The organism is Paenibacillus sp. J22R160, from assembly GCF_059692135.1.
The window spans coordinates 165,898-191,150 of the sequence record NZ_JCAUAU010000003.1 but is presented as its reverse complement, the minus strand read 5'-3'; the positions used below and the strand labels follow the sequence as shown (position 1 = coordinate 191,150).

Below are 25,253 nucleotides of genomic sequence, written 5' to 3'. Positions count from 1 at the left end.
TGATCTTAGGGTCAAAGGTCCTTATATATTAGGAGGAATACCATGAGTACTCAAACACAACTTTCCATAGATACTAATGCTGTCATCGAGCTCTCCCGCAGCAAGCAGGAGCCGGAATGGATGACTGCCCTTCGTACAGAAGGGTTAGCATTAGCGAATTCTTTGGAATTACCTACGCTTGAAAAGACAAGAATTGATCGTTGGAGCATTTCCTCCTACGGTTCCTATAAAACGCAAACCCCTTTGACTTCCCTTGAGTCTTTACCAGAGGTAGCCCAAGGTCTAACGAATTCAGATAACCTGATTGTTCAACGCAACTCCGGAGTTGTGTACAACCAAGTTTCCGAAGAACTCAAGAAGCAAGGCGTTATTTTCACTGATTTGGAAACAGCGATTCGCGACCACGCCGATCTAGTGAAGCCTTACTTCATGAAAGCCGTCGAAGCCAGCGAAAATCAAGTGACAGCTCTGCATACTGCGCTATGGAACGGCGGTATTTTCATCTACGTACCAAAAGACGTTCGTGTGGAAGTCCCACTTCAAGCGTTGTTTGTTACGGATGATGCTGAAGCTACATTTGCTCCACACGTGCTTATCGTTGCAGAACAATTCAGCTCTGTTTCCTACGTGGATAACTTTGTATCTTCTCTGTCGGGAGTTGAACTCGTACACAACGGGATCGTTGAAGTATTCGCGAAACCGGGCTCACGCGTGAGTTACGCGTCCGTTCACAACTTTGAAGAGTCCGTTACGGACTTAACTTACCGCCGCGCTATTCTAGACAATGATGCAAGCATTGCGTGGGTAGTTGGGGAAATGAACTATGGGAATACGATGTCGGATACAACGTCTATTCTTAAAGGCAAAGGTTCTGATTCCGATGCGAAAGTCATTTGTGTCGGTACGCATGAGCAGAAGCTTAACTTAACGACACGCGCTGTTCACTGGGGCAAAGCCTCAACGAGCGACATGATTACGCGTGCTGTTATGCGAGATAGCGCTACGGCAATCATCAACGGGATCACGAAGATTGAAAAAGGAGCACAAGGCTGCAACGGTCAACAAACGGAGAAAGTGTTGATGCTTAGCCCCAAAGCTCGTGGAGACGCGAACCCAATCCTTCTCATTGATGAGGACGATGTTAAAGCAGGCCATGCTGCGAGTGTTGGTCAAGTGAATGCGGAGCAAGTGCATTACTTGATGTCCCGCGGTATTACGAAAGAAGAAGCTCAGCGCTTGATCATTTACGGATTCTTGGCGCCAGTCGTTTCCGAAATTCCGATTAAGAGCGTTGAAGAACAGCTGCAAAGCTTAGTGGAGAGGAAGCTGGGACAATGAAAACAGCCGAGATACGTGAACTTTTTCCCATTCTAAAACAAGAAGTGAACGGTCATCCACTGGTGTATTTAGACAGCGCTGCTACGTCCCAGAAGCCCATTCAGGTGATTGAGGCACTCAAGCATTACTATGAATGGGACAATGCGAACGTACATCGTGGTGTTCATACCCTAGGTTCCCGTGCAACAGATGCGTACGAAGGAGCTCGAGCGAAAGTTGCTAAGTTCATTGGCGCATCCAGCGAACAAGAAATTATTTTCACCAGAGGCACAACAACAGCCATTAATATTGTGGCAAGCAGCTATGCCAAAGCGGTATTGCGCGAGGGCGACGAAATCGTCCTCACGCCGATGGAACATCACAGCAATTTGATTCCATGGCAGCAAGCCGCTAAGGCAACAGGCGCCACTTTAAAATATATTCCCTTACAGCCCGACGGAACGATTTCGCTGGCAGATGTAGAAAACACGATAACAGACCGTACCAAGATCGTTTCGGTTGTTTATGTTTCTAACGTGCTGGGTGTTATCAACCCTGTCAAAGAGATCGCCCAAATTGCCCATAAACATGGTGCGAAAATGGTGGTTGACGGCGCACAAAGCACACCGCATATGAATGTGGATGTGAAAGATTTGGATTGCGACTTTTACGCGCTTTCCGGTCATAAAATGTGTGGACCAACCGGAATTGGGGCATTGTATGGCAAGAAGGCCTTGCTCGAAAATATGGAGCCAGTTGAGTTTGGCGGCGAGATGATTGACCACGTGGATCTTTATGAATCGACATGGAAGGAACTGCCTTGGAAGTTCGAAGGCGGAACGCCAATCATCGCAGGGGCTGTCGCACTTGGCGCGGCGATTGATTTTCTGCAAGAAGTCGGAATGGACAATATTTTCAAACACGATATTCAGCTAACGAATTATGCGATGGAACGTATGACACAGATCGAGGATCTGACTGTTTATGGGCCAACTAGCAACCGTGCGGGACTTGTTACCTTTAATTTGGGTGATGTGCATCCACATGACGTGGCAACTGTTCTGGATGCTGAGGGAGTAGCTATTCGTGCAGGCCACCACTGCGCTCAGCCTCTGATGAGATGGCTTGAAGTAAGCAGTACAGCTCGTGCAAGCTTTTATCTATACAATACAGAAGAAGATATTGACCGTCTTGTGATGGCCTTACAAAAAACAAAGGAGTACTTTGGCCATGCAATTGGATGATTTATACCGTAGAGTCATTATGGATCACTATAAAACACCTCGCAACCGGGGGAAATTTGAGTCTGGTGAAGCTGTAACCATCGATCTGAATAACCCAACTTGCGGTGACAAAATTTCGCTGCAAATGATGGTGGAAGACGGTGTCGTGAAAGATGCAAAATTCACAGGCGAAGGCTGTTCGATTTCTCTGTCTTCCGCATCCATGATGACGGATGCTGTCAAAGGCAAGACGCTCGAAGAGGCGCTGAAGATGGCTGAAAACTTTTCCGGCCTGATGAAAGGCGAATCTGTTGAATTTGAATATGAAGATATAGAGGCTTTATCCGGGGTGAAAAAGTTCCCTGCACGGATTAAATGTGCAACCCTAGCATGGAACGCTCTTCGCAAAGGTATTGAACATACCCAAAAGACCGATAACTAACGCATTTCGCGATCGCATAGAGCATTGTTATTGATCTTAACCTATAACGCTAAGGAGGAATTAACCATGGCAAAACAAATGCCAGATCTCGAAGATTATAAGTATGGTTTCCGAGATGAACACAAATCGATTTTCCAGTCGGGAAAAGGTTTGACTCGTGAAATCGTTGAAGAAATCTCCAGAATGAAAGGCGAGCCAGATTGGATGCTGGAGTTTCGTCTGAAATCCTTGGAGCAGTTCTTTAAAATGCCGATGCCTCGTTGGGGCGGTAACATGGATGATCTTGATTTTAATGACATCCAGTATTATGTGAAACCATCCGAGAAACAAGGTAAAACGTGGGAAGAAGTTCCAACGGAAATTAAAGAAACATTCGATAAGCTGGGTATTCCGGAAGCAGAGCAAAAGTTCCTTGCTGGTGTATCCGCGCAATACGAATCCGAAGTTGTTTACCACAGCATGCAAAAGGAGCTCGAAGATCAAGGCGTTATCTTCACAGATACGGATACAGCTCTTCGCGAACATCCTGAACTGTTCAGAAAATACTTCGGTACCATCATTCCGCCGAGCGACAATAAATTCGCTGCACTAAACAGTGCGGTATGGTCCGGTGGTTCCTTTATCTACGTACCAAAAGGCGTTAAATGTGAAGTTCCATTACAGGCTTACTTCCGTATTAACTCCGAGAACATGGGTCAATTCGAACGTACATTGATCATTACGGACGAGGAAAGCTTTGTGCACTACGTAGAAGGCTGTACAGCTCCTATCTACAGCACAAACTCACTTCACAGTGCGGTTGTTGAGATCGTATGTCTCAAAAACTCCCGTGCTCGTTATACAACGATCCAAAACTGGGCACCAAACATCTACAACCTCGTTACCAAACGTGCTGTTGCAGAAGAAGGCGCCACTATGGAGTGGGTCGATGGCAACATCGGTTCCAAACTGACAATGAAGTACCCGGCTGTTGTATTGAAAGGCCGCGGCGCTAAAGGGATGGTTCTTTCCATCGCAGTAGCCGGCAAAGGACAACACCAAGATGCAGGAGCAAAAATGACGCATCTGGCTCCGGATACAACATCAACAATCGTATCCAAATCGATCTCCAAGCATGGCGGTAAAGTAACATACCGCGGTCTGGCTTCCTTCGGACGCAACTCCCAAGGTTCCAAAGCGAATATCAAATGTGATACGTTGATTCTAGATAACGAGTCAACATCCGATACAATTCCTTACAATGAAATCATGAACGATAACATTACGCTTGAGCATGAAGCTACGGTATCCAAGGTATCTGAGGACCAATTGTTCTATCTCATGAGCCGTGGTTTGACGGAAGCAGAAGCAACGCAAATGATCGTTATGGGCTTCATTGAGCCATTCACCAAAGAACTTCCAATGGAATATGCCGTGGAAATGAACCGTCTCATCAAGTTCGAGATGGAAGGCTCCATCGGTTAAGATTTCAACAAAGCGTATCCGAATTTATCGGGTACGCTTTTTTTTATGCAGCTAGTACGGTGATAATCATTGTTTCCAACATGCTCCATGTGAATCTGGACTTGGCTAACGTATATTTATTTCCCTCAAATCTCACCCTATAGAGGATCTTAAAGTGTCCCTAAAGGAGAGAAGTGAAGTTATGTGGAAAAGGCTAAAACTAGCAGCAATTGGGAGTATGGCTATCGCTATAGCGACAACAACGGCTTGTGGGAAAGATAATGCGGCTCCTAATAACTCAGCACCAACGCCGAACGGAATGACACAGTCAGGTACAGGCACTGCGATGCCGCACAGCTTGTCGCAAACAGGAAACGGGATAACGAGTCTAGGCAATGAGGATGCTGTCCTACCCATTAAAGTGATTAACAACGTAAAATACGTAGCAGCGAACGAACTCATTAAAACACTGAAGTTTCAAGCCGAGTGGGATACCGGTGCTCAGAAGCTGCTCATTGGCGACAATGACGCGAACTTCGAACTTTCGGCAAACTCCAATAAAGCGATGAAGGAAGGAGCCGAAATCAATGTAGGTGCGCCTTTCATCAAAGAAGGAGATGCCCTCTATTTGCCTGTTTCGGCCATAGCGGATTTATTTCAAGATGAGATGTCTTATGATGTGAGTGACAATCAATTGAACATTCATCCTTCATCCGCTTCTCCCCTTGAGAATGAAGATTCTCCTGACCCTAGCGCGGATACTCCTGAGTTAGCATTTGCAGACGACCCGAATGATCCTTTCAAGGGAGGTACAACGGATGGAGCGAACCCAGCCTCATTGGGTATAGACGAGAATGATGATCTACAGGTATGGGCATCTTCCGGAGAGAAAGCCATTCCCGTTCTGAAAAACATCAATATTAATGCCTTGATTGACAAAGGTGAGCAATATAAAGGGGTTAAATATAAATTCGGGACGGGTCCCTATCCTCAAACCGGGAAATTTGATTGCTCAACTTTTACCCAATACGTGTATGGTAAATACAGCGTTAAGCTTCCGAGACTAGCTCGCGAACAAGCAGGATTGGGTAAATTGGTTAGCCGAAAATCTTTGCGCAAAGGGGATTTGATGTTTTTCTATGTCCCAGGTCGGTTTAAGTCAAATAAAACGATCGGACATGTGGGTATCTACATTGGCAACATGAAGATGCTGCATGCCTCCCCAGAGCCGAAGAATGGGGTGCAGATCAGTAATATCAGCAAAGCGTACTGGAAAAAAACGTTCCTTCGAGCAAAACGTATTGTAACTTAAGTCAATCAAGTCTATCCTTAGGGGTAGACTTTTTTATTTTTTGCCAATATGAAACAAAAGGTCGGCTCGTGCGTTTTATCTAGTATGAAGTCATCGATGAGGGAGGATGAAACCGAATGACAATTACACTTTTCGAAAAGTTGGCAGATGGACAGCTAGTGAAAATCAGTGAACGTCCGTGGGATGAAAAGCTGATGCAAGCTCTAGATGCAGCGAATTATGTGCTCATTGGCGGCAAGGAATATGAAATGATTGAAGGAAGATTGAATTTAGATCTGAATGTGTTTGAACTTTTATTGGTTACCGTTGGTTCCGAAGGGGGAGGGAACAAGCAGTGAAAAGACCGCTCAAGGTATTTTCAGCTTCAATAAGTTTGGTATTAGTCGGACAGCTGCTTTTATTACCAGCCTACGCCGCGGAGACGCCGGCGCCTAACGCAGCCTCATCCAAGTTGGTCGAATGGTCGACCGATGAAGTGAAAACTTATTTCGACCCGGCTGTTGACTGGAATATACCTGTTCCTCCGGCAGCAGGAACAGCGTCGCCATCGCCTTCACCAACACCGACAGCCGGTAGTGGTACATCAGGTGGAAGCACGGCGCCTATAATCGTTAATAACTATGGTGGAGGCAGCGGGTTTGGATGGGATGATCTGCTCTTATACCATCTTATTTTCAATAGCCCAAGTCCTTATTCCTCCAGCAATTGGGGGAGCAGCCATCGTTCTTATTACTATCGCTCTAATACACCTTATGTTACAAAAACATATCAACCTAGCTCGTTCTCTAATCGATCAACGACCAAAGCGCCAACGACGTCAAGCGGGTCTGGAACATTTACCACGAACAGTAATAAGTCATCTTCATCTAACACGAAGCCGGGAACTACAGGAAATGCAGGAACTACGGGAACTACCGGGAATACTGGGAGTACAGGAAACACTGGAACTACTGGGAATACAGGTTCCGTTAGCAGTTCAGGCACGAGCAGCGGTACAACGTCCAGCTCGAAATCAACATCGACTTCATCTGGCAGCATAGGCGGGAAATCGAGTGGATTCAGCTCCTCATCAAGCTCAGGAGGTTAGTGCTGTGGTATTCGAAGTCATAGGCACGCCAGATCCAGATAGAGAGCATAGAGTCCAACAGCTCGATGAGCTAGGATTCACATGGGCCAATTTAGAGGATGAAGCGTACTGGATTGATCAAATTGTCCTTATGGAACAATCAACTTATAACGAGCTAATTCTCGCGGCAGATGTATTGTGGCGCGTATTTGATAAAGCTGTTCGCTATGTGAAAGGGAATAGGTATTTATACCAGCAGCTGTCGATTCCCGAAGTGCTTTGGGATGGACTCGATCGGCTGGAACTGAATGACATAGGGGTCATAAGCCGCTATGCGAGATTTGACTTCACCGTGGATCAGAAGGGCAGAATCAAGCTCTTAGAGCTGAATGCAGACACTCCCACAGGTTATGTGGAAGCGTCGATTGCGACACCGTGGTTATGCGAGCAAAAAGGTTATGTCTCCCCGAATACGGAGATGAAAAACCTAATCCGCGCTGCATGGGACATTGAGGCGCCGGACTTCGCTGCATGCATTGCTTATGGCCAGCACGCGGAAGATACAGGAACAATTGATGCGCTTGTTGCTCATAGCGGAAGACACATGACATGTGTTGATTGTCTGGATTTGTGGATTGACGAAGGGGTAGTCAAGGTCGGAGAGCAACAAATCATTTCCAGTATGTTTGCGCTGTATCCGAAGGAATGGATGGGTATTGATGATGGCGGAGAGGCGCTCTCTTATGCGATTGAAGAACAATTCATTCAATTGTTTAATCCTTTGCATGCGATTATTCTGCAATCCAAGGGCCTGCAAGCCATTGTCTGGGGACTTCACAGGGATCACGCAGCGTTGTTCACCGCGGAAGAGCATAAAGCTATAGCTGCTTATATGCTGCCTACCTTTTTTTCTCCAGAGTTGTTGGGGGATTATGTGTCCAAATCGATGTTTGGAAGAGAAGGAGGCTCGGTTGAACTCTATGACGCAATGGGGGAGCTAGAGGTTAAAGACGAAGCAGGCTTTGATACGAGTATCTTTTTTAAGCGCGTATATCAGCAAAGGGCCGATTTACCCGAACTAGCTTTTGCTCATGGAAATAGGCATTTATTAACGGGGCTGTTTGTATTGAACGGAACGCCTTGTGGGCTCTTAGGTCGAGCAGGCGGGAAAATTACAGGAAATGCTAGTCAATTTGTACCGATTGGAGTGAAAACACATTGAAACAAAGACGATTCTGGCTTATGGCGTCAGTCGTCCTGGTCGTCATTCTGATGATCTGGGGCATTAGCAGCCTGTTCAATAAGAAGCCTTCTGTCTTAAGCAAACCGGCCATTGGAAGTTCGGCAACGACACCCGGTAGCAGCATGAATGGCGATGTGCTTTGGGATTATCAGGTGCAGCAAGCCAAAGTAGGGGATTTGATCGAGGGGGACATGGTTTTGCTGCCGAATAATGAGCGCATATCGAATGACCAGAACTTTGCAACTGGCGATCAAATTTATGTGCTCAGCTATATGCAGGCAACGATGACAGCGGACAGTCAAGGGAAGAACAACGTGACACTATCGCAATGGAAGCCGATTAAGACGTTCAAAACGAAGGAAGAAGCCGATAAAGATCTGGCAGAGCTCAAGGTTGAAATTAAGACGGATGTGAAACTGATAGGCGTATATAAAACGGAGCTAGATGGCAAATTCCGCTATTTCGCAGTTGCTGATCTGCCAACAGGGCAAAAAGTGAAGCAGCCAATTCCAGAGGATCGTTACACAAGTTTTAAAAACAAGAAAGAAGTTCAGGTTATTTTAGAGGAAGTACACGATTACAGCAATTATGATCAATCTATGGCGAAATTCCGGGGGTGGGCAGAATGATAGTATTGAATATTGTAATTAGTTTATTCGTTATAGTCCTGCTGCAATTTGCAGGGATGTATGTATTTAGTTTAATGACGCCCTACCGCGATATGGAAGAAATAAACAAGGGGAACGTAGCCGTTGGAATCACGATGGGCGGCAAATTCATAGCAACTGCCATTGTGCTGGCGATTGCCGCATATAGCAATTCCTCGATCTGGCACATGAGTTTATGGTTTGCGGTAGGTTACGTCTGCTTGCTTGCTACTTACTGGGTATTTGATTGGTTAACGCCTGGCGTGAAGCTATCCGATCAGTTAAAAGACGGCAATGTAGCAGTAGGCACATTACTGGCAGCCGTATATATCGGAATTGCTCTTGCAGTAAGCTCTCTTATTATTTAAATGAGCCTTAAAGCGCGATTGTTGTAATTTCGACGTCGCTAAACAGCGAGAGATCTACGAATTGATTATTGATTTTGATGAGAGGTCGGAAAAAGTCGGTAGGATTGGTCATGACGATTGTACCGACTCGACCGTCGCTAAGGGACACTGTTTTCCCGATAAAGTTAGGAATCATGTTGCGAATAAAGACCTGTGTGATCTTCGGATCAAGCTGTCCAAAGCTCATCTGGTGCAGCTCCTTAAGAACGAATAAGAGGTCACGCTTATCTTGGTACACACGCTTGCTGATCATAGCGCTATACACGTCTGCAACAGCAACGATAAGCGAATAAGAATGAATCTCTGTGCTTTTTTTACGTAACGGATAGCCAGTGCCGTCCATGCGCTCATGATGCTGAAGAGCAACGAGCGCCAACGCGTTGTCTTTTAAAGAGCTTTTGATGATTTCATAGCCAAAGATGGTATGCTTTTGAATTTCATTAAACTCGTCATTTGTCAACTTACCGGGCTTAAATAAGATTTCCTGGGAAATTTTACATTTTCCTACATCGTGTAAATAGCCGGCTGTACCAATAATAAGAGCTTCTTTTTCGCTCTTATTCATCCATTTAGCAATATAGTAGGACAGCATACCTACTTGTACACTATGCTGAAAAGTGTAATCATCTTGACTGCTTAATGAAAGCAGCAAAGTTACGACATCGTTCTCTTCCTCAATGCTCGCAATTAACGGATTGAAAGCGGATTCTATCATTCCGATAGAAAGTTTTTCCCCGTTTTCTGCAGAACGAAATATGTCTTTAATGCCGGTAATGCAATCATGGAAGGAGTTTAATTGAGCCAGCTTTACTTTTGAAGATTCTGCTGGCTCCATTACGGCTTCTTTAACCCTAGGGGCAATATCTACATATTCCACATTATGGCGATTAAGCATCATTATATCGCTCGCATCCACCATGGTACCTGCTGATAGAAGATGAAGTCCTTTTGTATTGTAGGAATCGGAAATCAGTTTATCACCAACAATTAGTTGAAGTACGTGTATATGCATTGAAATTCCTCTCCCAGTCCTATATTCGTGTAGGTATATTGTTATACTACATCCCTATATAACGGCTGTAAAGAGTTTTGGCTTGAATTAAATCATCCGTTCCTTGAACGAGGACGCGCCCGTCCGGGAAAATAACCATGTGCAAATCAGGGCCTGCCTGGAACTTTAAAAGGAACCGGTTTCGCTCTACCGAACCTAATGGTTTCAAGCGCTCTTCCCAGTATGCAAGCGGCTTGGCAGCAGGAAGGACAGGATGAATCTGAACAGAGTTACGACCGCATAAAGATTGAATGGTGTCGCTCTCAATGTTGGTTTCCAAATAGTCATACTGTTTGTTGGCACAGGCGGGACAATCCCCTTTTAGTGCGCCAGTCACATGAATGGCAGAGTGCTGATTGAACCAAAGGTCCCATTGCTGCATCCGAAGATTCAGATGCTCTGTTGCGCCAACTAGTAGTTTAAGAGCTTCAGTTGCTTGAAAGGAAGCGACAACATGAATAATTCCCCCTATCACACCAGCTGTATCGCAGGTTTCTGTCGTGCCAGCAGCGGGAGCTTGGGTGAACAAACAACGCAGGCATGGCGTCTGTCCTGGGAGAATCGTCAAAGAGACGCCTCTTGAGGCAACAGCACCGCCATAAATCCAGGGAATGCCCAATTTGATACTCACATCATTGATAAGGAATCGAACGGAGAAGTTATCCGTGCCATCTAAAATTAAATCTACATCCCCTAACAAATCTTCGGCATTCGTGGCGTTGAGATCCATGACATGAGGTTCGATTGTGACAAGTGAATTCACTAGCTGTAAACGTTTGGCTGCTGCAATCGCCTTAGGGGTCATCGTTGCCGCATCTTCTTCGTCGTATAACATTTGTCGTTGCAAATTGCTAGCTTCTACAAAATCGCGGTCAATCAAGCGGACATATCCAACGCCAGCGCGCACCATATGATTGGCAAGCACTGTACCCAGGGCACCCAGACCAACGATAACGACACGGCTGCCAATAAGTTTACGCTGCCCTTCTAGACCAATAGGGGAGAATAGCACTTGTCTTGAATAACGCGCATCTACGCCATTTTCTTGCTCCGTATGTAAAAATGTATCCACGTAAGTCATCTCCAATTCACTTTAATCCGTAAGTGTCGTTTGAAGCGGATTCCAAGGGCCTGTTTGGCTGCCTTTCCACTCCGAGCCATCCTCCCAAATTTCTTTTTTCCAAATGGGTACGATTTGTTTCAATCTTTCTATTGCGTAGCGGCTTGCCTCGTAACAGCTTGCCCGGTGAGGGGAAGAAACGGCGATCACAACGCTAGCCTCAGCAATCGCCACCTTGCCCAAACGGTGGGTCATTGCACTAAGTGTGCCCGGCCATCGGTCAGTGATTTCTTGACCGATAGTTTCCATTGTTTTGATCGCCATAGGAACATAGGCTTCATATTCGAGGAGGACCGTGCGCTGTCCATGCGTCATCTCTCTCGTTGTCCCAATGAAGACGAGCGAAGCTCCGTGATTGGGATGATTTACTTTGGCGGCAACTTGTCCAGCATCAATCGGATCGTAGGTGATTTCATATAAAAGAGGCTGACCTCCCGACACGGGTGGTATGAGAGCAAGCTCATCGGCGGGAGTGACCAAATCGCTCTCGTCTGCATAAGCTTGATTTTTGGCAAAAAAACAAGTTTGCAACTGTGACGCTGCCTCCGGATACTTATCCGTGATCAGTTTTCTAAGCTGCTCGATGGACATGGAATCTTGGCCGTCGATGGCTATATGTAGGACGTTAGTCCCGAAAAGTTCAACCAGTCCTGCGAAAAGTTGGATGTTCATATTCACAATTTTGCTCCTAAATACTTAGTGTGAGAATCCCTTACAGCATATCATATTTTGACCAAGGAATGGTATAATGGATGGGGCGTTGGGAAAAGCAAAATGAGCTTATGAGATGAAAGGAGAATGGTCAGGATGCAAGCAGATTTACGCATACAAGTGTCAGACCCACATCTAACAAATGAAACATTTACAGTACAAGAACTCGTTGATCTGGCGGAGATGAAATTGGCGCTTGAGGACCGTGTTCCGAACGTTTCAGGGGATGCATTTGATCTAAAAGCTTGGTATCGGAGCTGGAAAAACAGCCGTGGCGGACAAGCTGAAAGCGAGCCTACGCATGTCAAAGTAGAGGCTGTTGATGAATTTCAAGCATTAATGTCGTGGTCGGAAGTAGACTCTGCTCTTATTCTCTACGCTCAAGACGAAGAGCCATTGAAGAAGGGGTACCCGATTCGTCTGTATGTGCCAGATGGAAGCAGTGAATGCCTCAATGTCAAAAGTGTTGTACATATCTGGTTTCTTCATGATGCCACACTTGGCGAAGAAGCCACCTTTGGTTTTAAAAATAAAGTAACACTCGATGAGTTGAAAATTAAGAAATGAGACGACTTCTGATTTTACATACGAATGATTTGCATAGCCATTTTGACATGATGCCCAAAATTAGTGGCTACTTTAACCAAGCTCGCCGGGACTGGTCATCGGGTGAAGTGTTGACGCTGGATATTGGCGATCATATGGACCGGATGAGTCCGGAGACAGAAGGCACTAATACAATTGCAAATTTGGAGATCATGAACGCAACAGGCTATGATGCCATGGTTCTTGGCAATAATGAAGGGCTGACGTTTACGCCTGACTTTTTAAGAAAGGCTTTCAAAGAGAACGCGCGTTTTCCTGTTCTTGGAAGCAATATTTACGAAAGAGCAACGCACGTAACTCCCGACTGGATGCTGCCTTCCTTGACGATTGAAAAGTCTGGTTTGAGAATCGGAATTATCGGCGTGACGGCGGCTTATCCGGCTTATTATGAGCTGCTCGGATGGGATGTAACGGACCCTTTTGAGGCCGTGAAGACTCTTACAGAGAAGTTGCGCCCACACACAGACCTCATCGTGGTCATGTCCCATCTCGGTCTGCCGATGGATAGGCGCATAGCAGAGGAAATCGAAGGCATCGATGTGATCCTAGGCGGCCATACACATCATGTTCTGGAGGAGCCGCTCCTGATCAGCGGCACCTACCTGGCTGCGGCCGGCAAGTTCGGGCAGTATGCCGGCCACATCGAACTTGCCTACGATCCGGCGCAGCGCCGGATCGCTCAGTTCCAGAGCCGCGTCGTCCCGATGACGACGGGCAGCGAAGAAGACAGCAGCGTAGCCGCGCTGCTGGCACGCTTCCGCATCGCCGGCGCAGCGGCGCTGGACGAAGAAGTGGCGCAGCTGCGGGAGCCGCTGCGCCTGGACTGGCACGGCGAATCCCCGCTCGGCAACTTGCTTGCCGCCGGGATTCGCCGCTGGACCAGCGCCGATATCGGGCTGGTCAACAGCGGCCAACTCCTTCAGGGACTGAAGGAGGGGCGCTTGACGCGCGGCAGATTGCTGGAAATCTGCCCGGGGCCGATCAACCCGTGCCGCATGCTGCTCAGCGGCGCGGATTTGCAGCAGGCACTCGAAGAGTCGCTGCTGCGTGAATTCATGGAGAAGCCGATTCGCGGGCTCGGCTTCCGGGGCGAGGTGCTAGGCGTGCTTAGCGTCGACGGCATCACTGTCGAGTGGGACAGCTCCCGCGCACCTTATGAACGTATCATCGCCGTGCATGTGGGCGAAGAGCCTTTGGACCCTGGCCGTGACTATGTCGTGGGCACGATTGATATGTTTACTTTCGGATCTGGCTATTTATCCTTGAGCCGTGGCAAAGATGTGGTGTACATGCTCCCGGAGTTTATCCGTGACGTGCTAGCCCGCGAGGTTACAGATCATGAGGCTATTGCAAGCTGCCACTCAGCAAGATTTAATGACCATAAGGCCTCGGCAGCGAGGGTTTAGACCTACGAATTCGTCAATAAAGTTGTCAGATCACATAGGTTCCAAGTAAAATAAATAATTGGACAGGAGTCCGACCATAATTTCTAACCTTTAGGGGGAAACCATGCATACTATTTTTGAAGCGATCATTATTGGGATCGTAGAGGGATTGACTGAGTTTTTACCGGTATCCTCAACGGGACACATGATTTTGGCGCAAAGTTTGTTGAACACGCAAAACGACGAAGTCATGAAAACTTTTGATTTCGTTATTCAGCTCGGGGCTATCATGGCTGTCGTCATTATTTATTGGAAACGGATCTTATCATTGTTTGGCTTAGTGAAAAGAAAAAGCGAGAGCAGAAGCGGGAAAAAACTGAATCTGCTGCATATTCTTATTGGTATTTTACCTGCAGGAATCATCGGCTTTTTGTTTAATGATGTTGTCGATGAGAAGTTGTTTAATTCGACGACGGTCGTTATCGGACTTATTCTGGGTGGTATTTTGCTAATCATTGCGGAGAAGAAGAAAGAGAGACCAAGCACCGAGGTATTGGATGACTTAACTTACCGTCAAGCCTTCTTCATCGGTTTGTGGCAGCTTGTGTCGATCTGGCCAGGATTCTCCCGTTCCGGTTCAACGATTGCAGGCGGGATGCTCTCAGGCGTTAGCCGCGCAGCCTCTGCAGACTTCACGTTTATCATGGCTATCCCGATTATGTTCGGGGCTTCCGGTGTCTATTTTTTGAAAAACTATGAAGCTCTTTCTTCCAATGATTTTGCTTTCTTCGCAGTAGGGTTTGTGGTGGCTTTCATCGTAGCTCTGTTAGCGGTAGTTTCTTTCATTAAGTTTGTTCAAAATATGAAATTGACCTATTTTGCCTACTATCGTTTCGCCGTAGCCATTGTATTTGTACTCTATATGTTACTAAAGTAATGTTCCTTGAAATAAAGTGGCGAACCGCGTCGAAAGATGCGGTTTTTTTTGTTGAACTTTTAGGTGAAATCTATTACATTTAGATAGATAATAACGTTCAGCTACTCGGGGGTCCTTACATGCTGTTAATGCCGATCAACAAGTGTCATCCTGGAATGAGGCTGGCTAAGAATATTTACAACGAAGATGGGATGGTTTTACTCGCTGTCAACGTTGAACTATCACAGAGACTAATCGATCGGTTATTTTCATATGGCATCGACTATATTTATATCGCAGATTCCCGGACCGATGACGTTATTCAAGTTGATATTATTCAAGATGAAACGCGAAGCAGAGCTGTTCACGAAATTCGGCATACCTTTAAGAAGGTTATGGAAGATTCGAACAAACGCGGAGCTGTTAGCTATTATGATATCGGACGTAATTTCCGTGATGTGATGAACATGATTATTGATGATTTAAGTGCTCATCAAGGTGCAATGGTCATGCTAAACAATATGAATATTAAAGATAATTATCTATTCCAGCATTCGGTGAATGTCAGTATTTACGCCATCATGCTAGGAATTAGTTATGGATACAGCCGTGAAAAGTTGGAGACGCTGGGACTTGGTGCTTTGCTGCATGATATTGGAAAGACCAAAATTCCATTAGGCATCCTGCGCAAGCCTTCTCAGTTGACGAGTAATGAATTCATGGAGATGAAGAATCATACCACCTATGGTTTTCAAATTCTGAAGGATGAGCCCAATATACCGCTGTTGTCTGCGCATTGCGCTCTTCAGCACCACGAACGGATCAACGGAAGCGGTTATCCACGGGGTTTACAAGGCCCGGATATTAATGAATTTGCAAGATGGATCGGTTTGGTAGATTCTTACGACGCTATGACAACAACTCGTGTATATCGCAGGCCGTTATTGCCTCATGAAGCTATGGAGCAGCTTTTTGCGGGTTCAGGCACGATGTATGATCAAAGCCAAATTGCTTTGTTTCGCGATAAAATTGCGATTTACCCACTTGGCATCACAGTGAAATTGAACACAGGCGAATTCGGGATTGTTTCCAAATTAAATTTAACGGTTCCACAGAGGCCAGTCGTACGTATCCTGCAGGATGAAGCGGGAAAAGAACTCAAAGAACCGTATGAGATCGATCTCTCAATCAAGCATTCGGTCCTAATTTCAGAAATCGGTGAAATTAAAATAGAAGAACTGGACACAGAATCGGGTATGCCAACGCTACTTTGAGATAAAATAAAGATAACGAACATGAAGAACCTGGGATCCCAGGTTCTTTTTGCAGATCAGGGGGATGCATGTGAGAGAATCAGCGGTGAAAGGGAAATTTTGGAGATGGGGATACGCCATGCATCGTTATCGCTGGCTGGTACTTACGCTTTGCGTTCTGCTGTTCCTTAGTTTCGCGCTATTTGCACAGAAAACACCCGGGATACTCAAAGATAATGGATTTACGCCAAAAGGAAGCGAATCGGATCTCGGCCTCATCCAGCTGCGGGATGAGTTAGGCGTACCCCTTACGATGATTAATCTGGTCTATACGGGGGATGGCCTCGATATGACCAAGAAAGAGCAGCAGCAAGTCATCATGGATTCGCTTAGTGAATTAAAGAAACTTTCCTATGTAGAAAGTGTAAATTTCGTTGCCACGCCTCGAAATGAAGGGCATTTGGATGTCCAGGCTGTGAACGTTTCACTGGATCTGGATACGGACCCGGCACTAGAGAAATACCCCGAATTGAAGGAGCGTGTGCATCCTCCTGCAGACATGCAAGTGTATGTAACCGGAGGGCCTGCTATTTTGCACGACATGCAGGAAGCGAGCAAGCATGACATTGCCAAATCTGAAGCCATAGGCTTACCCATCGCGCTCATTGTATTGTTAATTGTTTTTGGAACGCTAGTCGCGGCGCTGCTGCCAATGATCGTGGGACTCATGAGCGTAACGCTTACGCTAGGAATTACCTATTTTATTGCCCAGCACCAGTCCTTATCGAATTTCCTCCCGAATATGGTGACGATGTTGGGACTTGCCGTCGGGATTGATTATGCGTTATTCCTGGTTAGCCGTTTCCGGGAGGAACTTAAGGTACAGCCGAGTGTAGCTGAGGCGGTAGCCATGACTTGTCAGACTGCTGGGAAATCCATTTTCTTCTCTGGCATTGCGGTGCTGATCGGATTACTCGGTATGCTGTTCGTTGATCTCACGTTTTTTCGCTCCTTATGCTTAGGGGGGATCATTGTCGTATCCATATCTGTCGTTGTCGCCAACACGATGCTGCTAGCGCTCCTGGGGTTGCTCGGCAAGCGGATTAATTCGCTTCAGGTGCTCCCTAAGCGCTTCCGCAAACAGGAGACGTCCCGATTCTGGGAAAAGATTGCTTATGGGGTAATGAAGCGGCCTGTTCTGCTAGTCATTCTGGTTGGGGGAGTTTTGATTTATGCAATGACCCCCATTGGTCAAATGAAGCTGAGTGTGCCTAATGCCGAGGTGCTGCCTCCTAATTATGAGTCGCGATACGGATCGGACTTGCTTAAAACGGCTTATGACCCACGGATGATGGGGCCAATTCAAATCGTCGTACATACGGAAGAAGAGATATGGGAAGAGTCGGCGATACGTCAAGTTCGGGCATACGAGGATAAAGTGAAAGGCGTTTCCGGCGTCAAAGAAATTCAAAGCTATCTCAGTTCGCTAGGACAACATACAGATGCTGAATTAGCAGGAATGCTGAAGGCTCCCGGAGTTAGAGATCAGATCGAAGGGGGCAAGCTGGCGAAGGGACACACTGCGCTGCTTGTTGTTGTGCCTGAGAAGGACCCGGATGACCCGTCGACGGATGGGCTTGTGAGGGATCTTCGCACCTTGGAGCAGGATGGACTTGGTGTGGCGGTCACTGGCGGACCGGCTTACCGGCTTGATATTATTGATCGTATTCAAAATGAAATACCTACTGTGCTCACTTTTGTCATGGGGATTACGTATTTCGTCCTTCTGATTGCGTTCCGGTCCATACTGCTGCCTCTAAAGGCTGTTCTCATGAATATGCTAAGTCTGGGCGCAAGTCTCGGGTGCGTAGTGTTAGTGTTTCAGCATGGCTATATGGCGGATTTGCTGCATATCACGTCCATTGGTTATGTCAGCGCAACGCTGCCGGTTATTATCTTTTGTGTTGTGTTCGGCATCTCGATGGATTATGAAGTCTTCTTAATTTCTCGCATCATGGAGGAATATGAAGCAAGCGGAGATAATGATAGGAGCACGGCGGAAGGGCTCAAAAAAACAGGCAGTTTAATTACAAGCGCTGCTTTCATTCTGGTTGTAGTCGTCGGATCGTTTATCTTCACAGATATTGAAATCATGAAGGCGCTTGGTCTAGGGCTTGGCCTCGCGGTTCTCATTGACGCTACGATTGTTCGTGTCATGCTCGTTCCCGCTTTGATGAAGCTGCTTGGAGACGCAAACTGGTGGGCACCAAAGTGGTTGCGGGTGAAATCGGCGTCGATTCCTGCGGAGAAACCGTAGCGAAAGAGAAGGCGGTTTCCTTTTTTTCGCATCATAAGTTACAATAAAGGGCATAGGTATAGGCATGAAAAGAACAAATAGCAAGTGAATAGGAAATGATAGGTCAGGTGTGAACAGCATGAATATGAATGGAACACGCTCCTTTTTACCGGAGCTATCTCCCGCTTATGACCCTTGGGACCCGATTCGGTCTTATCGGCAATACGGGAAACACGTACTTACGAGTGTAGAGTTAACGATTACCAATCTGTGTAATATGCGTTGTGAGCATTGCGCGGTAGGCGACTCGTTAACGATGACGGAAGGGCCACGTATTCCCTTACCTGTTATTTTGAATAAACTGGATCAGGTAGAACATTTGGAGACAATCAGCTTGACAGGCGGAGAGCCTTCTTATCATATTAAGATTGTCAAAGATTACATGCTGCCGATCCTCAAATATGCGCGCGAACGGGGTATTCGCACACAAATCAACTCTAATTTGACGCTCGACTTGGAGCGGTATGAGCTTCTTGCTCCTTATCTAGACGTCATGCATATTTCCTTTAATTACTTGAATGCTGACGATTTCCACCAAGTCGGTTTCGTTAATTCTCAGCATCCGGTAGGCCGTGAAACAGCGGTGCGCATGTATGAGCGTATGGTAGACAATACGATTGCGCTCAGCAAAGGCGGTCTGTACGTATCAGCGGAATCCATGATTAACACACGCACGCATGAGAAGCTTCCGCAAATTCACAGGCTGATCGATGAAATGGGTTGCAAACGACACGAGGTTCACCCCATGTACGCGAGCTCTTTTGCCTCCCATTTGCCAATGGTTTCACTGGACGAGTTAAGAAGCAGCATTCATCGCTTGCTGGACAGTCGCAACCGCGACATGTGGATGTTATTCGGCACACTGCCGTTTTTTGCTTGCAATGAGCTCGAGGAGGACCGTTTGCTGGTGAAAAGGCTTCGCGACGAGCCGAATGTCACGGTTCGGAATGATCCAGATGGCCGAAACCGCTTAAATGTGAGCACATTTACCGGAGAGGTTTACGTCACCGATTTTGCGAATGAACCGCCTCTGGGTAATATCCATGATGATCATTTGGATACCATTTTTGCCAGATGGGAGCATAACCCGCTCAATCAGAAGGTGAATTGCTTCTGCAGTGCAGCTTCCTGCTGCGGCCCGAACCTGCTGGTAGCCGACTCGTATTATCGTTCCATTGATTTTAAAAACCGACAAGCTATTATCTAATATCATCTATCTGAAGGAGCTATCCGCACTTGCCACATACTTCCTTTGAAATTGGACCTATTGTTCTAAATCTGGTATTAGTAATTATCCTCGTACTGCTGAATGGTTTCTTTGTTGCTGCTGAATTTGCGCTTGTCAAGGTGCGGCATTCCCGCATCCAGCAGCTACTTAATGAAGGCAGCAGCAAGGCAAAGTATGCGAACAAGGTTACATCGGAATTAGATACATATCTGTCAGCCACACAGCTCGGAATTACTTTAGCTTCGTTAGGCTTGGGTTGGGTAGGGGAACCAGCTGTTTCTGAGCTGATCATGGAACCGTTCTTCCATATGCTAGGCCTAGAAGCTACTGTGTATACGCATGCGATATCTTTCATTGTTGCTTTTGGTTTCATTACCTTCCTCCATATTGTACTGGGGGAACTGGCGCCTAAGTCCTTCGCGATTCAAAAAGCGGAATTGACCTCACTTTGGCTCTCTGCGCCTCTGCTATACTTCTATCGCTTGTTTCGTCCGATCATCTGGGTGCTCAATGGAACGGCCAATAAGTTCTTGTCTTGGATCGGCGTAGAGCCCGCAAGCGAGCATGAGGCGGCGCATACGGAGGAAGAAATTCGAATTCTGATGGACGAGAGCGTGAAGAGCGGGCATATCGATCAAGATGAAATGGTGCTTTTTGATAATATTTTTGAATTCTCAGATCGTATTGCTCGAGAAGTGATGCTACCGCGGACCGATATGGATTGTTTGTATCTAGAGGTCAGTTTTATCGAAAACTTGCGGATGGTTCATGAAACAAAACATACCCGTTATCCCGTCGCTGACGAGGATAAAGATAGAATTGTCGGATTCGTACATATTACCGATCTGTTGACGGCTGATCCTGATGTAGAGCACGAGATTAGTGAATTCATTCGCCCTATTTTGAATGTGCCGGAGTCCATGGAAGTAAGTCGTGTTTTGAAATTAATGCAGAAAAAACATTCGCAATTAGCGATCGTCGTGGATGAATACGGCGGTACCGCAGGTCTTCTCACTTTAGAGGACATTATGGAGGAAATCGTTGGTGAACTGCACGACGAATTCGATATTGACGAACGACCAGAAGTTGAGGTGAAAGATAAGTATACATCCGTAGACGGACGTGTGCTCATTGAAGACTTGAACGATATGCTGGACTTGGAAATTGAAGACGAGGATGTAGACTCTATAGGCGGATGGTTATTTAAGAAGCTGGAAGGAGCCCCGGTTAAAGGTAAAAGAGTGGCTTCAGGCAATCATGTTTTTGAAGTTTCTGAAGTAGATCGATTGCGTATTGTACGTATACATATTACCAAAATCAACTCTGTAAAGCCTGGAAATGAATAATCGGAGGAATTCCTATGTCGCTTAAGACGACACTAATCATAGTGCTTGGATTGCTGGTCCTATACGGGTTTTTCACGATAGGGTTACCTTTCCTGCTTGCTTTGGTTACCGCTATTTTTTTGGATCCTCTAACCTTGCTGCTCATGCGAGCTATGAAGGTCAACCGGTTGATTGCTGCGTCGATTATCAGTACCATTTTTACACTGCTGACGCTGGCCTTGTTCTATTTCATAGGGTTTAATGTTGTGACAGAAGTCATTGATCTGGGCCGCAAAGCCCCCAATTATATGGACGATGTCAATAAATACGTCGATCAGGCCGTTAGTCAAACTCAGGTGTTCTATGATTCCTTGTCGCCAGAGATGGCGGCGCAGGTGCAAACTTGGGTAGAGCGAAGCACAGAAACGTTAACCGCTACATTAACCGACATGTTGAGCGGAATTTCCGGATTCTTCCTGAATATGGCGGGCAAAATTCCGAATTTCTTTATCGTCATGATCGTCTATATCATCGCTTTATATTTATGCATGTTTAGCTTGCCGAAACAGCGAATTGCCTTCCTGTCCATGTTCGAAGACCAGACGAGAACCAAAATGGAAAATGTTCTTATTTATTTGAGAGAAGCAATCTTTGGGTTCATACGTGCTCAGCTCATCATGGCGATATTAACATATTTGGTCACTTTCGTAGGCTTACTGGTGCTTAGAGCGGAATATCCGTTAGCTATTTCTTTACTGGTGATGGTGATGGAATTCGTTCCAGTCATTGGTACGGGGCTAGTGTTCATCCCATGGCTTGGTTATCAGCTGTTAGTAGGGCATACGGGGATGGGAATTGGCTTATTGGTGCTGTTCCTTGCCCTGACAATCTTCCGCCGTATTGTGGAGCCTAAGGTGCTAAGCGAAGCAGTAGGGATTAATGCCCTCGCGGCTTTAATAAGCTTGTACATTGGCTTCGAGCTTCTAGGCGTAGCAGGCTTGTTCTTAGGACCCTTGGTCGTTATTATTTATCAGGCGATGCGGAAGGCCGGTCTTTTGAAATTGAACATTAAGTTGGATTAACAGCGCGGATGTCTGTGCTGCGTACAAATTAGCCCCTGCTAACTGCCGTTCATGGCAAAGAGCAGGGCTTTTTTTTAGTGTCTGAGAATGCCGGGAAGCCCGTCTCCGGAGGGAGAGAGGGAAGAGCAGTGAGAAGGCCGGAAAAGCCGTCTCGCGCGCACCTCGGGTGTGCCAAATGAGCGAAAAACTAATAAACGCGCTTAGCTCCCATATACTTAGGCCCCCAATATGTACTTGCCAGGCTTTGCGGGTAAATGCCTGCTGATCGAGTGGCAGATAGAAATTGCCCATTCCCCAAATAGAAGCCTACATGGTCAATAACGCCGGGAGATGCTATGGCGAAGAACACCAAATCACCTGGCTGCAAGTTAGCCTGACTCACGGACGCGCCTGTATGATAAAGCTCCTTGGAGGTTGTTCGAACAGCCGGAATCCCATGCTTTTGAAACATGTAATAAATAAAGCCGGAGCAGTCAAAACCTTGTGGAGTCGCTCCGCCCCATAGGTAGGGGACATGCAGAAAGTTCATCGCATCGTCCAGCAGAAGCCGTTTTTTTATCGAATGGGAGATGCTGGTTTGGGTCGCGGTATCCACTACACCAGTTGGAGCTAACAGATAGGCCTTTTGATAATCTTTAACAGCCTGAGCTGTAATTGTGCCGAAGTAACCGGTGATGGTTGGATATGTAAAATAACCTAGCGTTTTTAAATTGCTTTGCAGGGCAGACACGGATGAGCTTGTCATTCCTTGAGCTAAAGCAATGCCGCTTGTTGAAGCTGACGTCGCAGATGCAGGTGGTGCAGGAATAATGCCATTTATGGTGGCGCTTACAAGAATTGTTGCTGAAACAATCATTCGTTTAAATCGTGTCATTGTGATTCCCTCCAAGGTGTTAGATTGTGTAAGAAATGGTGTCACAAGGATTGTTCTTATTTTAAGCGTTCAAAGCGCCCTCTGACCATGAGGAAATATTGGAAAATCTGTGATTTTGGCCAAGTTGTGCTGCATATACGTGCTTATAGGCCGCTCTGCCGCTATGACTATTTCTCGTGCAACGAAGTGAGAAGAGGAGGAGACGTATGCAATCGCAATTCAGAAAGTACTATCCCTATATCAGTCCATTCGATCCTTGTCCACCGATTCAAGTGAAATTGTATAATGTACCGCCACACCTCTATATTGCCTTCCAACCGCCAGGTTTGCCGCAATTCAGTCCTTATGAAGCCCTGAAAAAAGGGACGTTATGGCCCGCCCTGTATGGACCTTACGAATCCAAAATAGAAGAAGGGAGCCCGTGGCTATGAATCCACCAGCGGTACCGGAATCATATTACAAGATGATGCACGACTTGCAGGCTGTTGATTTCGTATTGGTTGAGCTAACGCTGTATTTGGATACACATCCGAATGATCTCGCAGCCATCCAACAATACAATCAATTTGCACAAAAGAGGAAGTCGATGGCTCAGGAATTTGAGCTGGAGTTTGGTCCGCTTATGCCATTTGGTCATGCCTACAGCAAAAATCCTTGGCAATGGGTGGATACGCCCTGGCCATGGCAGGTCTGAATAAGGAGGAAAAAGCATGTGGATTTATGAAAAGAAACTTCAGTATCCAGTTAGAGTCAGCAAATGCGACCCGAGGATGGCGAAGCTTCTGCTGGAACAATATGGGGGAGCTGACGGTGAGCTTGCTGCGGCCTTGCGTTATTTGAATCAGCGATATGCGATTCCGGATAAGGTGGTAGGGCTGCTAACGGATATTGGGACAGAGGAATTCGCGCATCTTGAGATGATTGCGACAATGGTTTACAAGCTCATGAAAGATGCAACGCTTGATCAACTCAAGGCTGCTGGGATGGACGATCATTATGTGATTCACGATAGGGCGCCATTCTATCAGAATGCGTCCGGCGTGCCATGGACGGCAGCTTACATACAAGCGAAGGGTGATCCCATAGCGGATCTCTACGAAGACATAGCTGCCGAGGAGAAGGCAAGAACTACGTATCAATGGTTGATTGATTTGACCGATGACGTTGATCTCCAAGATAGTCTGAAGTTTCTCCGTGAGCGGGAAATCGTACATTCCCTTCGGTTTCGCGAAGCGGTCGAAATTTTGAAGGATGATAGGATGCAGAAGAAGGTTTTTTGAGGGGTTGGAGGCGCACCCATTCTTCCAGAAGGAAAGGTGCGCCTTAGAAAGGCAAGCCAGGGAGAGAACAGTCATTCCGTGTAGCTAATTTTTTGCTGCGAGTAAGCCTAAGTATTCCTTCAACGCGATTGAAGTACTGGATAATCCGCTGGAAGAGGGAACGAATTTACTAATACTGAGTGCTTGCTTTCCCTGCGTAATATAATCAGTTGGATAAGGGACTACATCCACCTTGAGTTTTTGAAATTGTTTGACGGAGCGGGCCATATGGAAGGCAGAAGTAACGAGAATGGGATGCTGCCAGCCATTTGTGGTTAGCAAGGCTTGGGTATGCAGCGCATTTTCCTCCGTGTTGCGGCTCGTATCGTCCAGAAAGATGGACGCTTCTGGGATGCCAAGTGCGATGAGATGGCGTTTGGAAATTTGTGATTCATTGCCGGAGTCTGTGAAAACTTGTCCACCCGAGATGAGGATAGGCAGCTTCGTGCTGCGATATAGCTCTGCTATGGTTAGCACGCGGGCAGCTGTGTTCCCTGTCAAATATCCTTCGCCTTTGGTTAAAGTGTCTGGCGTGTCAAGTGTCGCACCGCCTGTCAACATAACAATCACATCACCGGTCACTTGAGCCGGCGGGGTGTATCTTCGTTCAATGGAATTGAGAAGTGAATTGCCGAAATAGGGCATGGAGCAAAAGCACAAGAGAAGTGCAGTCAGTCCGATAAGCAGAGTACCTATGTACTCTTTTTTTTGCTGCAGCCATAAGGCAATGCAGAAGAGCAGCAGAATGACAATCCCTGGGGGAAACAATAACGTATAGGCGATTTTGATCAAATAGAGCATAGGGATGATTAAATCCTTTCTTGGAAAAAAGCGGCTATTTGCGTTCCTATGCTTTTTCGACAAAGACAGAGAATATCCTGCAAAAAATAAAGAGAGGCTGTCCCGAAAGTCATCAAATGACCGAGA

General features: G+C 46.4%; 26 protein-coding genes. 21 read left to right on the top strand and 5 right to left on the bottom strand.

What is annotated here, in order from left to right:
- Nucleotides 1-42 precede the first annotated feature (42 nt).
- The 10 genes from sufD to AC58UW_RS07965 all read left to right on the top strand — a co-directional run bounded on the left by sufD (nucleotide 43) and on the right by AC58UW_RS07965 (nucleotide 9,061).
- Complete coding sequence (gene sufD / locus AC58UW_RS08010; RefSeq protein ID WP_497420173.1) at nucleotides 43-1,338, top strand: Fe-S cluster assembly protein SufD; 1,296 nt, start codon at nucleotides 43-45, stop codon at nucleotides 1,336-1,338.
- The gene (locus AC58UW_RS08005; protein ID WP_497420172.1) at nucleotides 1,335-2,561 is read left to right on the top strand and encodes a cysteine desulfurase; all 1,227 of its coding nucleotides are present in this window, start codon (nucleotides 1,335-1,337) and stop codon (nucleotides 2,559-2,561) included. The genes sufD and AC58UW_RS08005 overlap by 4 nt, the downstream gene beginning before the upstream one ends.
- On the top strand, nucleotides 2,548-2,982 hold the full coding sequence (gene sufU / locus AC58UW_RS08000) for a Fe-S cluster assembly sulfur transfer protein SufU (RefSeq protein ID WP_497420171.1): 435 nt from the start codon (nucleotides 2,548-2,550) through the stop codon (nucleotides 2,980-2,982). The genes AC58UW_RS08005 and sufU overlap by 14 nt, the downstream gene beginning before the upstream one ends.
- Before the next feature lie 66 nt (nucleotides 2,983-3,048).
- Nucleotides 3,049-4,446: a Fe-S cluster assembly protein SufB gene (gene sufB / locus AC58UW_RS07995; protein ID WP_167061261.1), complete on the top strand. Its 1,398-nt coding sequence runs from the start codon at nucleotides 3,049-3,051 to the stop codon at nucleotides 4,444-4,446.
- Between the two features lie 181 nt (nucleotides 4,447-4,627).
- Nucleotides 4,628-5,737 (top strand): C40 family peptidase, encoded by a 1,110-nt coding sequence (locus AC58UW_RS07990; RefSeq protein ID WP_497420170.1) that lies wholly within the window; start codon nucleotides 4,628-4,630, stop codon nucleotides 5,735-5,737.
- 116 nt (nucleotides 5,738-5,853) lie between these two features.
- Nucleotides 5,854-6,075, top strand: a complete 222-nt coding sequence (locus AC58UW_RS07985) for a hypothetical protein (protein ID WP_497420169.1) — start codon at nucleotides 5,854-5,856, stop codon at nucleotides 6,073-6,075.
- Entirely contained in the window at nucleotides 6,072-6,824 is a 753-nt protein-coding gene (locus AC58UW_RS07980; protein WP_497420168.1) for a hypothetical protein, read from the top strand. Before AC58UW_RS07985 ends, AC58UW_RS07980 begins: the two co-directional genes overlap by 4 nt.
- A gap of 4 nt (nucleotides 6,825-6,828) precedes the next feature.
- Nucleotides 6,829-8,025 carry a glutathionylspermidine synthase family protein gene (locus AC58UW_RS07975; RefSeq protein ID WP_497420167.1) on the top strand — a complete coding sequence of 399 codons (1,197 nt, stop codon included), beginning with the start codon at nucleotides 6,829-6,831 and terminating at the stop codon, nucleotides 8,023-8,025.
- The gene (locus AC58UW_RS07970) at nucleotides 8,022-8,675 is read left to right on the top strand and encodes a signal peptide protein (RefSeq protein ID WP_497420166.1); all 654 of its coding nucleotides are present in this window, start codon (nucleotides 8,022-8,024) and stop codon (nucleotides 8,673-8,675) included. The genes AC58UW_RS07975 and AC58UW_RS07970 overlap by 4 nt, the downstream gene beginning before the upstream one ends.
- Nucleotides 8,672-9,061: a DUF350 domain-containing protein gene (locus AC58UW_RS07965; RefSeq protein ID WP_497420165.1), complete on the top strand. Its 390-nt coding sequence runs from the start codon at nucleotides 8,672-8,674 to the stop codon at nucleotides 9,059-9,061. The genes AC58UW_RS07970 and AC58UW_RS07965 overlap by 4 nt, the downstream gene beginning before the upstream one ends.
- A gap of 7 nt (nucleotides 9,062-9,068) precedes the next feature.
- On the opposite strand, the gene AC58UW_RS07960 is transcribed toward AC58UW_RS07965, so the two are convergent.
- From AC58UW_RS07960 to AC58UW_RS07950, 3 genes are read right to left on the bottom strand one after another with little or no spacing between them, the layout of a single operon-like run.
- Entirely contained in the window at nucleotides 9,069-10,112 is a 1,044-nt protein-coding gene (locus AC58UW_RS07960) for an HD-GYP domain-containing protein (protein WP_497420164.1), read from the bottom strand.
- A 46-nt stretch (nucleotides 10,113-10,158) separates the two neighbouring features.
- Entirely contained in the window at nucleotides 10,159-11,223 is a 1,065-nt protein-coding gene (locus tag AC58UW_RS07955; RefSeq protein WP_497420163.1) for a ThiF family adenylyltransferase, read from the bottom strand.
- Nucleotides 11,224-11,244: 21 nt separating this feature from the next.
- Nucleotides 11,245-11,943, bottom strand: a complete 699-nt coding sequence (locus tag AC58UW_RS07950) for a molybdenum cofactor biosynthesis protein (protein ID WP_497420162.1) — start codon at nucleotides 11,941-11,943, stop codon at nucleotides 11,245-11,247.
- 135 nt (nucleotides 11,944-12,078) lie between these two features.
- Between AC58UW_RS07950 and AC58UW_RS07945 the strand changes: the two genes are divergently transcribed.
- The 8 genes from AC58UW_RS07945 (at nucleotide 12,079) to ytvI (ending at nucleotide 22,133) form a co-directional block, all read left to right on the top strand.
- Nucleotides 12,079-12,549, top strand: a complete 471-nt coding sequence (locus tag AC58UW_RS07945; protein ID WP_497420161.1) for a molybdopterin-binding protein — start codon at nucleotides 12,079-12,081, stop codon at nucleotides 12,547-12,549.
- On the top strand, nucleotides 12,546-13,994 hold the full coding sequence (locus tag AC58UW_RS07940) for a bifunctional metallophosphatase/5'-nucleotidase (protein WP_497420160.1): 1,449 nt from the start codon (nucleotides 12,546-12,548) through the stop codon (nucleotides 13,992-13,994). The genes AC58UW_RS07945 and AC58UW_RS07940 overlap by 4 nt, the downstream gene beginning before the upstream one ends.
- A 103-nt stretch (nucleotides 13,995-14,097) precedes the next feature.
- Nucleotides 14,098-14,910, top strand: a complete 813-nt coding sequence (locus tag AC58UW_RS07935) for an undecaprenyl-diphosphate phosphatase (protein ID WP_497420159.1) — start codon at nucleotides 14,098-14,100, stop codon at nucleotides 14,908-14,910.
- Nucleotides 14,911-15,029: 119 nt separating this feature from the next.
- On the top strand, nucleotides 15,030-16,163 hold the full coding sequence (locus tag AC58UW_RS07930) for an HD-GYP domain-containing protein (protein WP_497420158.1): 1,134 nt from the start codon (nucleotides 15,030-15,032) through the stop codon (nucleotides 16,161-16,163).
- Between the two features lie 64 nt (nucleotides 16,164-16,227).
- A complete protein-coding gene (locus AC58UW_RS07925; protein ID WP_497420157.1) occupies nucleotides 16,228-18,459 on the top strand; it encodes an MMPL family transporter in 2,232 nt (743 codons plus the stop codon).
- Between the two features lie 118 nt (nucleotides 18,460-18,577).
- Nucleotides 18,578-19,705: a radical SAM/CxCxxxxC motif protein YfkAB gene (gene yfkAB, locus AC58UW_RS07920; protein ID WP_497420156.1), complete on the top strand. Its 1,128-nt coding sequence runs from the start codon at nucleotides 18,578-18,580 to the stop codon at nucleotides 19,703-19,705.
- Between the two features lie 29 nt (nucleotides 19,706-19,734).
- Nucleotides 19,735-21,072 (top strand): hemolysin family protein, encoded by a 1,338-nt coding sequence (locus tag AC58UW_RS07915; protein WP_497420155.1) that lies wholly within the window; start codon nucleotides 19,735-19,737, stop codon nucleotides 21,070-21,072.
- Nucleotides 21,073-21,086: 14 nt separating this feature from the next.
- Entirely contained in the window at nucleotides 21,087-22,133 is a 1,047-nt protein-coding gene (gene ytvI / locus AC58UW_RS07910; protein ID WP_497420154.1) for a sporulation integral membrane protein YtvI, read from the top strand.
- A gap of 187 nt (nucleotides 22,134-22,320) precedes the next feature.
- Here ytvI and AC58UW_RS07905 read toward each other — a convergent pair whose 3' ends face one another.
- The gene (locus AC58UW_RS07905; RefSeq protein ID WP_497420153.1) at nucleotides 22,321-23,007 is read right to left on the bottom strand and encodes a C40 family peptidase; all 687 of its coding nucleotides are present in this window, start codon (nucleotides 23,005-23,007) and stop codon (nucleotides 22,321-22,323) included.
- Between the two features lie 206 nt (nucleotides 23,008-23,213).
- Between AC58UW_RS07905 and AC58UW_RS07900 the strand changes: the two genes are divergently transcribed.
- The 3 genes from AC58UW_RS07900 to AC58UW_RS07890 are packed head-to-tail and all read left to right on the top strand — an operon-like array spanning nucleotide 23,214 to nucleotide 24,287.
- Nucleotides 23,214-23,438: a spore coat associated protein CotJA gene (locus tag AC58UW_RS07900; protein WP_161409000.1), complete on the top strand. Its 225-nt coding sequence runs from the start codon at nucleotides 23,214-23,216 to the stop codon at nucleotides 23,436-23,438.
- On the top strand, nucleotides 23,435-23,701 hold the full coding sequence (locus AC58UW_RS07895) for a spore coat protein CotJB (protein ID WP_161409001.1): 267 nt from the start codon (nucleotides 23,435-23,437) through the stop codon (nucleotides 23,699-23,701). The genes AC58UW_RS07900 and AC58UW_RS07895 overlap by 4 nt, the downstream gene beginning before the upstream one ends.
- A 16-nt stretch (nucleotides 23,702-23,717) precedes the next feature.
- Nucleotides 23,718-24,287 carry a manganese catalase family protein gene (locus AC58UW_RS07890; protein WP_497420152.1) on the top strand — a complete coding sequence of 190 codons (570 nt, stop codon included), beginning with the start codon at nucleotides 23,718-23,720 and terminating at the stop codon, nucleotides 24,285-24,287.
- Nucleotides 24,288-24,371: 84 nt separating this feature from the next.
- Here the strand turns inward: AC58UW_RS07890 and AC58UW_RS07885 are convergent, their stop codons facing one another.
- On the bottom strand, nucleotides 24,372-25,118 hold the full coding sequence (locus AC58UW_RS07885) for a YdcF family protein (RefSeq protein WP_497420151.1): 747 nt from the start codon (nucleotides 25,116-25,118) through the stop codon (nucleotides 24,372-24,374).
- Nucleotides 25,119-25,253 lie beyond the last annotated feature (135 nt).